General features: G+C 33.6%; 10 protein-coding genes and 2 tRNA genes. 9 read left to right on the top strand and 3 right to left on the bottom strand.

The features are described 5' to 3' along the window. Positions 1 to 34 precede the first annotated feature (34 nt). Positions 35 to 2428 (bottom strand): DUF5916 domain-containing protein, encoded by a 2394-nt coding sequence (locus ACNQF9_RS01910; RefSeq protein ID WP_417989519.1) that lies wholly within the window; start codon positions 2426 to 2428, stop codon positions 35 to 37. A gap of 187 nt (positions 2429 to 2615) precedes the next feature. On the opposite strand from ACNQF9_RS01910, the gene ACNQF9_RS01905 reads away from it, so the two are divergent. Continuing rightward, positions 2616 to 3338 carry a murein L,D-transpeptidase catalytic domain family protein gene (locus tag ACNQF9_RS01905; protein ID WP_417989518.1) on the top strand — a complete coding sequence of 241 codons (723 nt, stop codon included), beginning with the start codon at positions 2616 to 2618 and terminating at the stop codon, positions 3336 to 3338. Here ACNQF9_RS01905 and ACNQF9_RS01900 read toward each other — a convergent pair. Next, complete coding sequence (locus tag ACNQF9_RS01900; protein WP_417989517.1) at positions 3327 to 4835, bottom strand: L,D-transpeptidase family protein; 1509 nt, start codon at positions 4833 to 4835, stop codon at positions 3327 to 3329. The two genes, ACNQF9_RS01905 and ACNQF9_RS01900, sit on opposite strands and share 12 nt — an antisense overlap. A 681-nt stretch (positions 4836 to 5516) precedes the next feature. On the opposite strand from ACNQF9_RS01900, the gene ACNQF9_RS01895 reads away from it, so the two are divergent. Both ACNQF9_RS01895 and ACNQF9_RS01890 read left to right on the top strand, forming a co-directional pair. Beyond that, positions 5517 to 5589: transfer RNA gene (locus ACNQF9_RS01895), tRNA-Gly, on the top strand. Positions 5590 to 5632: 43 nt separating this feature from the next. Then, positions 5633 to 5705: transfer RNA gene (locus ACNQF9_RS01890), tRNA-Gly, on the top strand. Between the two features lie 51 nt (positions 5706 to 5756). Here the strand turns inward: ACNQF9_RS01890 and pepE are convergent. Then, positions 5757 to 6464: a dipeptidase PepE gene (gene pepE, locus ACNQF9_RS01885; RefSeq protein ID WP_417989516.1), complete on the bottom strand. Its 708-nt coding sequence runs from the start codon at positions 6462 to 6464 to the stop codon at positions 5757 to 5759. A gap of 146 nt (positions 6465 to 6610) precedes the next feature. Between pepE and ACNQF9_RS01880 the strand changes: the two genes are divergently transcribed. The 6 genes from ACNQF9_RS01880 to ACNQF9_RS01855 all read left to right on the top strand — a co-directional run bounded on the left by ACNQF9_RS01880 (position 6611) and on the right by ACNQF9_RS01855 (position 12436). Further along, entirely contained in the window at positions 6611 to 7366 is a 756-nt protein-coding gene (locus ACNQF9_RS01880; protein ID WP_417958565.1) for a hypothetical protein, read from the top strand. Further along, positions 7356 to 8084, top strand: a complete 729-nt coding sequence (locus ACNQF9_RS01875) for a hypothetical protein (protein ID WP_417989515.1) — start codon at positions 7356 to 7358, stop codon at positions 8082 to 8084. Before ACNQF9_RS01880 ends, ACNQF9_RS01875 begins: the two co-directional genes overlap by 11 nt. Positions 8085 to 8259: 175 nt before the next feature. Then, entirely contained in the window at positions 8260 to 8835 is a 576-nt protein-coding gene (locus ACNQF9_RS01870) for a hypothetical protein (RefSeq protein WP_417989514.1), read from the top strand. Between the two features lie 37 nt (positions 8836 to 8872). After that, entirely contained in the window at positions 8873 to 9628 is a 756-nt protein-coding gene (locus ACNQF9_RS01865; protein ID WP_417958562.1) for a hypothetical protein, read from the top strand. Continuing rightward, positions 9625 to 10128, top strand: coding sequence for a DUF6702 family protein (locus ACNQF9_RS01860; RefSeq protein ID WP_417958561.1), 504 nt, complete (start codon positions 9625 to 9627; stop codon positions 10126 to 10128). Before ACNQF9_RS01865 ends, ACNQF9_RS01860 begins: the two co-directional genes overlap by 4 nt. 64 nt (positions 10129 to 10192) lie before the next feature. After that, a complete protein-coding gene (locus ACNQF9_RS01855; RefSeq protein ID WP_417989513.1) occupies positions 10193 to 12436 on the top strand; it encodes a M1 family metallopeptidase in 2244 nt (747 codons plus the stop codon). The last annotated feature ends 99 nt before the right edge of the window (positions 12437 to 12535 follow it).

Raw genomic sequence — 12535 nt, 5'->3', positions numbered from 1 at the left:
TTCTAAGATAATGTTACAGTTTAATTTGAAAAAATTAAAATTTATTTTTCACTGCATTGTAATCTATAAAATAGCGAATGCTGATGGAAAACACATTAGTAAGGTCGCTGTTGAAGATGTTTTTAAGATTTTTAGACAAGTCTTTTTCTACGATACTTGCTCTTTCTAATCCGTAATTTCGATACAAAATAGAAATTTCACTTCCTGGAGCAAACCACCAGGAATAGGATAAATCAAAATTCCAGGAATTAAAGTTCCGGTCCTTGTTTTGTGTGTAAGTAGCATTAGGCGTTAAATAACCGTTTTTTTGTAAGGTAAAAAATGCATGATTTTTAGAATAGGACCAATAATAGCGTGCGGTTAAATTAACAGTCATTTTGTTATTGATCGAATATTTTCCAGTCAGGTTGTTCTGTAATATTTCACGATTGCGTTCCGTAAATACAATTCCAGCATCATCAAAGTCTACCCATCCTCGATCGTTTTTCATATTAGTATATTCTACAGCGTAGGCCAAAGAAAATTTGTCATTGAATCGGTATTTTGGGCTTGCATACATACCATAATTTAGCCTTCCTTGCTCATCATATTTGGTAAAAGATGGTGTCATGTCTAAAGTAAGTGCATTATTTCTATTCAATTCAAAACCAAAATAAGAAGCAACTCTTTTAGGGATATAGACATACCTTCCGTATTCACGAGGTTCGTAAAAATCAAATGTTTCAACAGGATTTACGATAACGCCTAATTCGAAATAATCGTTATTTAAAGAAGTTCCTTTTAACACTGTTTTGTACCACCCTTCCTGAATTTTACCGGTTGTATTATGAATTTCTAGGTTTAATTCTTGTTCAATTTTAAGGGTGTTGAAGACTTTTGTAGGGTTTAATATGCGGTAGCTTGCATTTGCTAATGCGGCGTGATAATTCGTGTAGAAAATAATTCCTAAATCATTAATGTCGTAATTTTCGGAGATGTACTTTCCAGAGAATAAATACCGATACCTTCCGCTTGTTTTTTCAAAATTTAATGATGTTTTGTATCCATTGTAATCTTCTGTTGTGTTCACATGACTGAATTTAAAATCACCATATAAATTATAAGTATTCTCTTTTGTATTCAAATCAAACAATAATGCGGAAGCATTCGCATCTCTGAAGCTTCCATTTCGGGTGGTGTTTGCGTTAACAAAAGAAACAGATGAATTCTGACTAAAACGCTGATCGAGCACTAACATATTATAATTAGTTAATGGCTCAATTACTTCTTTTCTGACTTCACCTGTGTCATTGTTCAAAATAGTGGCCTTTGTTTTTTCAGTAACTGCATTAAGGAATCCTATCCCTAAACCTTTTTCGGTACGACCAGATATTTTTACTGCATTGAGTAGATCAACAGTACTGGGGTAATTTATAATTTCTTCTCCTTGGATAACATCCGGTTCAGTACTAGGATTTCCCCCAATTCTTCGGGAATAAAATAATCCTCCTTTGCTAAAGAGGTCTGTTCCTTCAGTAAAGAAAGGCCTGTTTTCAGCAAATTGTTGCTCGAAAGGTAATAAGTTCAAAATGGCATTGTCAAACTTTGTTTGTCCAAAATCAGGTACTAAAATAGCGTCCAGTGTGAAGGAATCATTGATGCCGTATTTTATATCCAAGCCAGCTTTTAAAGTAGTGTCTGAGCCAATATTACTTTGTTGGTAATACGCAGATGCGTAAGGGATTAAGAAGAGTCGGGTAGGTGTTTGTATGTTTTCAATTCCTTGTAGAATACCTGCTTGAGGAATTACGGCCCCAATTTTAGTGTCAATCCTGTTCCAAGTATATTTTTGTACATCACGCTTGATTTCTCGCATGAAATTTAAACCCCAAGTTTGTTTTCCAGCTTTTGAAAATCGTAAAGCGGCATACGGAATTTTCATTTCAACAGCCCAACCAAATTCAGTGAGCGTGACTTCACTGTCCCAGATGGCATCCCAAGTAAAATCTTCATAGTCTTCGGTGGCTAAACAATCCATTTGTACACCAGCGGCACTTACAAAAAATCTAAAGTCTTGTTGGCCATCATTGAAGCCATTGATATAAACAGCGAAATGATCTGACACCCCAAAGACATCTCTGTTGGTAATTTCTCGTTGAATTTTATTGGGTTCGTTATCATACAGCAATGCAGATATGTAAATGGCATTGTTGTCATACAGCACTTTTACTTCTGTTTTCTTGTCAGTACTAATGGGTTTTCCATTATCGGGCTCAAACATTACAAAATCAGAAGCAATTGAGGCTGACTCCCAAATCTCCTCAGTTATTTTTCCATCAATAGTTATGTTTTCGGTTATAGATTTTGCTTGAAGTGTTTTTTTTTGGCTGTATAAATTAAAACTGAAGAATAGTAATGAAAACAATGTTATAGAATGTAATTTTGACATAAATTGGGATTGAATCTAAACAAAAATAATAAAATTAACATAGAAATTGTATTTTTTATGGTTATTCACTCAATAATTCGTAATAGTTTTCGTTATAGTTAAACTAAATTTTTGTTAAATGCAATTTGAATCCTAATTTTAGCCGTACGTTTGCAACCCCAATCATCTTATAACCTAAAGACAGTCAATGATTTATACAATACTTCCTACTATTTTATTTATGCTTGCTTCCTTCTCTCCAAGTAAAACAAGCCTTCCTGAGCCAAAAAATGTAGCACCAGTAGTTTATGCTAAAGCTGTAGAAATAAGCAATGAAACTAAAATTGAGTTGGCATACAATAATTTGCATTCTGACAAATTTACATTGCCAAAATTAGAAAGCTTTGCAGTTGCTTTGAAAGGGTATTATTCTCTGAAAGAAAAAGGGTTGGTCAAGAAAGAAATTTTAACCTTGGTTGATTTTAGTTTGTCTTCCAATACAAAAAGACTTTGGGTGATTAATTTGGTCACCGGAGACATCTTGTTTCATTCTCTTGTTGCTCATGGAAGAAATACTGGCGATGAATTTGCTTCTAATTTTTCAAATGCTTCGGAGTCTTATAAAAGTAGTTTGGGTTTTTACTCCACAGGCGAAATTTATGCTGGCAAACACGGAATGTCACTTCGATTAGATGGTTTAGAAAAAGGAGTAAATGATAATGCAAGAGCAAGGGGTGTAGTGATGCACGCAGCGGATTATGTTTCTACTTCGTTTATTAAAAACAATCATAGATTAGGAAGAAGTCAGGGTTGTCCTGCTGTTCCTGCTGAATTATCTAAAGAGATTATCACTGCCATAAAAGACAAATCGTGTTTTTTTATTTATCATCCTTCTAGAGTTTCAAAATTTGGAGAGAAATCAATTTCGTAATTTCTGGTATAAATTACTGTCCAAGCTATAGATATCATCTCTGAAAATCAATTTTTCATTTTCGCTCCAAGCCGTCCAATATAACAAATGGAAGCCCACTTCCTTTTTTATTTTGACAAATTTTGTTCTTTCGCTTTGTAGTATTTCTGTTATTTTTTCTAAATTCCAATTGGTATCATCTCCCAATAAATATTCTGTTAATTCTAATGGATTGTCAACTCTGACACAACCAGAACTCAAGGATCGGTCTATTTTGTCAAAATAGTCTCTATGATTGGTGTCGTGTAAATAAACAGAAAAACGGTTCGGAAAAATGATTTTTACCATCCCTAACGAATTAAACGTTCCCGGGCTTTGTACATATCGATACGTTTTGGCTTGTGATAATTGCCATTCGTAAGTACTCACAATACTTCCATTACTATCATAAACTTTAATATTTGACTCTGTCAAATAGCTTCTGTCTTTTAAAATAGCGGGAATCACATCCTCTCTCAAGATAGTTGGAGGGACAGTCCATGTTGGATTGAAGACTACTTGAATTAATTTTGAACTCAGGATTGGTGTTTTTCTTTTTGCTCTTCCCACAATGACTCTGTGTGTTCTTATTGTATCTTGATTTTTGATTAACGTCAATCTATAATCAGGAATGTTAATAATAATATATTCTTTCCCCATTTGTTTTGGATACCATTTCCAGCGTTCCAGATTTACGAGAATTTGTTTAGTTCGTTGGTTTTTAGAAAAATTAAGTGACGCTATTGTTCCTGATCCAATTTTCGCATCAGCGGCTAAACCATGACGGCTTTGGAATTTCTTTAAGGCTGTTTTAGTTTCTTCGTCATAAATTGCCGTAAGGCTGTCTTGCGGTTGTAATTCTTTCCAATAGATCAATCTTTTTTTGATGTCAATAATGGAAGGATTAGTGTCGTTAGGAGTAATTATTTTTGTGAATTTTAAGGTTTTAAAATCATCTCTTGGGAAAGTGTTAATTAGCTGAAGTGCTTTTTTTAATTTTTTGTAAACAATATGATTGGGTTTCAGTTGTTCCATTTTATAAGCGAGGGAATCACTTTGCAGTAATTGGGCAACTGTTGCATTTAGGTCAATATAGTTTTCTTTTAAATCCCAGTTTTTATATAGTTTACGAGGATTTAGTGTTCCGTTAGTAAGGTGAGAGATGTATTTTTGTACGCTAGAAGTTAGTAAAACATCATATTTTGCTAGCTCTAAAGAGTCTAGTGAGGTTACTTTTTTTTCAAAATCAAGCAGTGTTTTTATTTTATAATCCTCTGGATTTAGTCCTTCGGCTTCTGATTTAAGTAGCTCTGCCAAAACTATTTTTCTTTTTTCTACGGATTGCCAAACCGTCCTGAAGTCAGTTGATTTGTAAAAATTAGTGAGTGTTTTGTTGTTGAAAGTAAGTAATAAAGTAGAGTCAATAGTCGTGGGTTTGCCTTCAGGTTGAACACGTAGTATAGGAGTCTCTTTTTTCAAGACTACCTCGCTTTTTAGTACTTCTTTTTTGCAATTAATGAAGGTAAAGAGCAATATAAGCAGAAATAAATTTCTCATCATTTATATTTTTAAAAATAATCACATCTTCCCCGTTTTTTTTATTTCAAAAAGGACTCCTCTAACGTCACATCCCATTTTTGTGTAACCAACTGCTTCTTTTCTAAAATTGAACCAGATTAAATTGGTGTTTTGTTTGATATTATACTTTTCAAATTTGTACTCCATTTTTCGCTGAAACCTTTTTTTGTACTCTTTCAAAACGACGATTCTTCGGATTTGAAATTGTTTTTCATTGGTAAATAAATCATTTTTTACTTCGAATAAGGAACCATTTCTATGAGATTATAGGTGCTATACAATCTAAAAAGGACTGTGTTTTCTAAAGTGGCTCCATTAAAATGATAATTTGCTATCGATTTTTTAGCTCTGAGCACAAGATCTCGTGCCAATAATGTGTTCAAATTAGCAATTTAATTACTGTTTTGTATTATTTTTTTAGAGTGTTTTTTAAGTACTATAAAGGTATAATATTTTCATATTAAATTCTTTATGATTTGAATCCTCTTTTTTGAAAAAGGATCAAAGGGTGAGTTTTGGACTTTTTAAGAAAAAAACTTGCATTGAAGCAAACTTATTAATTATATTTGCACCGTTGTTAATGCGAAAGTAGCTCAGTTGGTAGAGCTCCAGCCTTCCAAGCTGGTTGTCGCGAGTTCGAGCCTCGTCTTTCGCTCTAAATTTCAAATATTAGTTTGAAATTATTTTACTGTTATTATGCGAAAGTAGCTCAGTTGGTAGAGCTCCAGCCTTCCAAGCTGGTTGTCGCGAGTTCGAGCCTCGTCTTTCGCTCTTTGAAGCCGAAACGTAATTGTTTCGGCTTTTGTATTCAATTTCTCACCATTATTTTATAAAATTCAAATCGGTTCCAGTCTCTAATTCTTCAGGTTCATGATTTTGCCTAAAGAGTCTGGCGGACAGATTGCCTTTCAAAATAATTGTGTCTCCTTTGACATCCAGCCAACTGCCTTCTCTCAACCCTAAAACGGGGACGGAATTAAAAGCATGGTATTCCTTAATACGGGTTTCTCTGGTTTCTCCCATGTGGTTGGAATTAGTGTCGGGATCTAAATAATGGGGATTTAAATTAAAAGGAATAAGTCCTAGAGTTTTAAAACTTGGCGGATAGACAATGGGCATGTCATTTGTAGTTTGCATAGTAAGTCCACAAATATTGCTTCCTGCGCTTGTTCCTAAATAAGGGGTGCCGTTTTTCACAACTTCAGAGAGGATTTCCATAACATTGTTCTTATGCAATTGCGATACCAGTACAAAAGTGTTTCCGCCACCAGTAAATATTCCTTCTGCATTTTTTATACCCTGCGCTACATCTTCAAACTCATGAATTCCGATTACTTTTATATTTATTTTGGCGAAAGCCAATCCAACGATTGCAGTATATTCCTGATGCGAAATTCCTCCTGGTCTAGCATAAGGAATAAAAAGAATGGTCTTGCAATTTTTAAAATGTGTTGTTAACGTGGGTAACAAATAATCCAAGTAACTTTCGTTTGCAAGCGTGGAAGTACTTGCGATTAATATGTTTTTCATTTTTAAAGCATGATTTTTGCTAAAGGTATTAAATTGGCCATTTTTATTTCTACTTTTTAATTAACAATTTTTTACCAAGTCATTAGTAATTAATTTGCAGTGCATTAAGATACTTTTACGAGGCGTCTATAATAGATTTTAAAGAGATGATTAAAATTATATATTTATTTTTGGCTTTTACAGTTACTAAAGCCATGTCTCAGGAAGGTTTTCGAACGCGATTGAACGGAAAAGTGACTGATGAGGTTTCGGCTTTGGAGGGTATTTATGTAATAAATATAGCAACAGAAAAAGTGGCAATTACGGATTATGAGGGTGATTTTTATGTTCAGGCTGCTGTTGGAGATACGTTGCTGTTTAACGGCACACAGTTCAAAGAAACTAAAATGGTTTTGGTTCAAGATCATTTTGAACACGGAATTCTCTCTGTGAAACTAGCGCCTATCATAAATCAATTAAGGGAAGTGATTATTCGAAACGGTATTAATGCAGTAGCATTAGGGATTGTTTCTAAGGGTCAAAAAGTCTATACCCCAGCGGAGCGAAAGTTGTATACTGCCAGTAATCTTAATGCTACTGCTAATGTGGGTAGTATGATGGGAGGGTCTATCTCAGCAGATCCATTAATTAATTGGATTTCGGGAAGAACTAAGATGCTAAAAAAAGAAGTTGAAGTCGAAAAGAAAGAAACGTATTTGAGGCAATTAGAAAATATGTTTACCATTGACTATTTTGTGGGTAAACTGAAAATTCCAACTGAATATGTAAAAGGATTTGAATATTACAGTGTGGAAAATGAACAATTTGTAGCAGTTCTAAAATCTAAAAATGTTGCTTTGACTACATTTTTGATAGGAGAATTAGCAGCTAAATATAAAGAAATAATTGCAAGTGAAAATTAAAAGTACCCTACCGTTGCTGTTTTTTTTATTAGTCCAGGTCGCTTTTGGACAGAAAGTAATGGTAAAGGAAATTCGAGGAAAAATCACTGCAGATTCTGTTGCAGTTGACCGCATTACTATTGTAAACATATCCTCTGAAAAAGCAACCGTTTCAGATATTGATGGTTTTTTTACAATACCTGTAAAGGAAGGAGATGTTTTGGTATTTACGGCCGTTAATCTGGAAATACTTCGCAGGAAAATTAACAAACAGGATTTGGTAGGCGTTGTTTTGAATGTGATAATGAATCCTAAAAGTATCGTTCTAAAAGAGGTTGTAATAAGTAAATCTTTGTTAACGGCAGAAAGTTTGGGAATTATTCCATATGGTCAAAAAAAATACTCCCCCGCTGAACGGAAATTATACACTGCTACATCTGGAGGCGGAATAGATGGATTGCTAAACGCGATCTCTGGAAGGAAAGCCATGCTCAAAAAGGAAATTGCAATTGAGAAAAAAGAGGGGTTACTTGCCAAAATTGATATGCTGTTTGATAATCAGTATTACACTGAAACGTTAAAAATCCCATCAAATTATATCAAAGGATTTCAATATTATTGCGTTGATGATGTTGATTTTGCGATTGCACTACACTCAAAAAATAAGACATTAATGATGTATTTAATTGTCAAACTTGCTGAAAATTATAACGATATAATAGTCCTTGAAAATAAATAGTATTTTATCAGGAATGTTGTTTTTTTTATGCCACATTTTTTTTGGATAAACTCCCGACGAAAAGTTATTTTCAGGAAAAGTCAGTGTAGATTCTATTGGTGTAAACGGAATAAACATATTAAATTTAACAAACGGTAAGGCAACGCAAACAAATGAGGAAGGGGGATTTTTTATTTTGGCGAAAGCCAATGATGTACTCCTCCTTACTGATGTAAATCTTAAACCATACAGAAAGATAGTTAGTTCTAATGATTTTAAATTGGAAGTATTGTTAATTCAAATGGTTTCAAAAGCTACAGAACTTAATGAGGTAATTGTCAATACGCATCCAGCAATAAATGCGAAGAACTTAGGGGTAATTTCAAAAAACCAGAAAAAATTTACACTTTATGAAAGACGGTTAGCAACTGCGGGGGACTTTAAACCTATTATGCTATTGAGCTTGTTGGGGGGATCAATGCCTCTTGATCCGCTAATAAACAAGATTAACGGAAGAACAAAACGACTTAAAAAATTGGTTGTTCTGGAAAAAAAAGAAAAGTATATCAAATTGATATCTGAATTGTATGGTCAGGAATATTTCACAGACAAACTAGGAATAGCGAGGGATTATGTAAGTGACTTTAAATATTTCATAGTGGAAAATGAAAATTTTTTAAAAATTTTAGAATCCAGAAATGAACAAAGAATTTCTTTTTTTATGGTAGCTTTGGCACAAGAATACAAGGCTATACTAATTAACAAAAATTGATAGCCGAGTTTAAAAAAAATAATACTTAAAAAATAATATGAAAACTACAATAAAAATTATTAGTTTACTTTTCTTTTTCCAATTGAGCTTTGGTCAAAATGAAAACAGGAAATCGATGCATGGTCAATTTATAAATGAATCCGCGTTGGTCGATAATGGATATGTTTTTAATTTAAATTCGAAAACGCGAACTTTTATTAGCGATCAAGGATTCTTTGATATTTTGGCCAAAGCCGAAGATACGTTGCTTGTTTCTAGCGCCTCTTTCAGATCTAAAAAAATTGTGCTTCAGGAAAAAGATTTTTTAAAATCATTGTTTGTAGTTGCTTTAGAGTCGCAAACTACCTTGTTGAAAGAAATTATTGTAAAAGGGAAAAAAGAAATAAAGCCTGCTATTGTAGGTTCTCAGAAAATTGTAGACATGCAATTTACTGACGATGCAAAATCTTCTCCCATAAACAGGACGATGCCCTCAGACGGAACCATAGAAAACGGAATGGATTTTGTAAGAGTATTCAAAATGGTTTCGAAATTGTTAAAGAAAGATTCATCAGAAAACGCGAGTTTGAATCAGAATAAGGATTTTTCTGAAGCAGTTTATAAAGGAATCGATGCTTATTTCTTTACCAATACATTGAAGTTAAAAAGTGAAGAAATCAGTCTTTTTCTTGATTATTGTGAGAGTGATCCAAAATCAAAAAACCTTTTGAAACAAGAAGACGAGTTTTTACTGATTGATTTTTTAATAACCAAGAACGAAGAGTTTAAAAAAATCACTACTATTAAAAAATGAAAAAAATAATCTTACTATCTTTTTTTGGGCTATTGTTAGTAACGCTAACATCCTTTGGGGTACATAAATTTTATGTGGCATTGTATCAGGTTAATTATGCTTCAGATAAAAAAATGCTCCAAATAACAAGCCGAATATTTGTAGACGATTTAAATAGTGCAATTGAGAAAAAATACCAAAAGAAAATCAATTTGGGTTCAGAAAAGGAAACTCCAGAAGACTTAATTTTTTTAAAAAAATACTTCAGCGAAAAATTTTACATTAGGATAAACGGTGAGGCTAAGCCAATACATTTTATAAGCAAAGAAATGGAAGGTGATGTGTTGATTTGTTATTTCAAGATGAAAGAAATTCAAAAAATTAATTCCTTAGAAATTTACAATGCGGTAATCACTGAAGGCAATTCGGAGCAACAAAATATAATGCATTTTAATGTAAGAGGAACCAAAAATACATTACTCTTTACCGAATCTACCTCCAGTGGAATGTTAAAATATTAATTAATTTGGATACATCTATATAAAATTATTATTTTCACACATTGAAATAACCAGATTTCCACCTATGAAAAAATTATCTTTATTATTATTTCTTCCAGCATTGTTATTTGCACAAGAAAAAACAACACCGGTAACACCAAAACAAACCGGTAAGTACGACACCAATAAGTTTAGCCAAATGTATGATTTGTTAGCCACGCCTAACATGTTTCGGACGGCTTCAGGAGCACCAGGGCCAGCTTATTATCAACAACAAGCGGATTACAAAATTAACATTGAGCTTGACGACAAAAATTCTAGATTAAGTGGTTCGGAAACTGTTACTTATTATAATAATTCTCCTGATACTTTGGAATATTTATGGGTACAGTTAGACCAAAATCAAGCCGCTAAAAACTCCCAAACTCCATTGGCTGAAAGCCAAAGAATGGAGCAGGTTTTTCCGGCGGGTAACTTTACTAATAAGTTTTTGAAACAAGAATTGGAACGTGGATTCAATATTGAGTTTGTTAAAGATGCAAAAGGAAATCCTTTGTCTTACACGATTAATCAAACCATGATGCGTATTAATTTGGCCACGCCAATGAAACCGGGTGAAAAATTCTCTTTCGCAATAAAATGGTCTTATAATATCAACAACTACAGACAAGATGGTGGTCGCTCCGGATATGAATTATTCGAAAAAGATGGAAATAAATTATATGTAATCGCTCAATTCTATCCTAGAATGGCGGTGTATAATGATGTTGAGGGATGGCAGAATATGCAGTTCTGGGGAACAGGAGAATTCACATTGCCTTTTGGTAATTTTGATGTAAACATTACAGTTCCTGCGGATCACGTTATGGAGGCAACAGGAGAGTTGATAAACAGAAGCGAGGTGTTTACTCCAGAACAAGTAAAAAGATATGAATTGGCCTTGAAATCATACGATAACCCAGTCGTTATTGTTACACAAGCGGAAGCAGAAGCAAACGAAAAAGGATTTTCTGATAAGAAGAAAACATGGAAATTCAGTGCTAAAAACGTAAGAGATTTTGGTATAGCCACTTCTAGGAAATTCATTTATGATGCAATGGCCGTTAAATTAAGTAACAAGACGGTACTGGCAATTTCAGTTTATCCTAAGGAAAGTAATCCTTTGTGGGGAGAAACTTCAACAAGAACTGTTGCACATACTCTGAAAAGTTATTCAGCACATACATTTGATTATCCTTATCCAAAAGCAGTATCAGTATCTGCAGAAGATCAGGGTATGGAATATCCAATGATTTGTTGGAATTACGGACGTCCTGACGAAAAAGGAGTGACTAGTGAGCGAACTAAAAATGGCATGATTGGAGTAGTGGTACACGAAGTAGGACACAATTTCTTTCCTATGATCGTAAATTCGGATGAGCGTCAATGGTCATGGATGGATGAAGGATTAAATACCTTCATGCAATACATGGCGGAGCAGGAAATGGGAACCAATTTTCCTTCCAGTCGAGGTCCTGCAAGTAAAATTGTTCCTTACATGAGTGGTGATCAAAAGTTTTTGGAGCCGATTATGTCCAACTCTGAAACAATAGTGCAGTTTGGAGCAAATGCCTATGGTAAACCTGCTACAGGATTGAATATTCTTAGAGAAACTATCATGGGGAGAGAGTTGTTTGACCATGCTTTCAAAGTATATGCCAATAGATGGAAATTCAAACATCCTACACCTGAAGATTTTTTTAGAACTATGGAAGATGCGTCAGCAGTCGATTTAGACTGGTTTTTCAGAGGATGGTTTTACTCTACTGATTTTGTAGATATAGGAGTGAAAGAAGTAAAACAGTATTACGTTTCTGAAACGGCTACTAAAGAATTAAAAGATGCAGTGGTTAAAAGAGGGCGTTTTGGTCAGGAAAAAGGGCCTTTTGTATATTTAGTGCCTGGAACAAGCGAAGAATTATCTTCTAAAGATAAAAAAGCATTGGCAATTGCAGAGGTAAATTTATTGTCAGATTATGTGAATAAAAACTTTACTGCTGATGAAAAAACAAAATTAAAAACACCAAAATATTTCTACGAAGTAGAGTTCAATAAACCTGGAGGTATGTTAATGCCAATTATTGTTGAATTGACTTACGAGGATGATTCAAAAGAAACATTCAAATACCCAGCTCAAATTTGGAGAAAAAATAACGATACCGCTAAGAAGGTTTATGCTACTGCAAAGGCAATCAAAAAGATCCAAGTGGATCCAAAATTAGAAACCGCTGATATTGATGTAACCAATAACACGTGGCCTAAAGAAGAAGTAAAATCTAAATTTGATTAAATAAAGATAAAATTTTAAAAAAGACTCTGAAAAGAGTCTTTTTTTTATGAAATAATTAAAAGTCCAAGATTCAAAATTTGATATCTTTGTAGCAATAAA

This window comes from Flavobacterium amylolyticum (genome assembly GCF_048284335.1).
GTDB lineage: Bacteria > Bacteroidota > Bacteroidia > Flavobacteriales > Flavobacteriaceae > Flavobacterium.
This window is presented reverse-complemented; position numbering and strand designations above follow the sequence as displayed.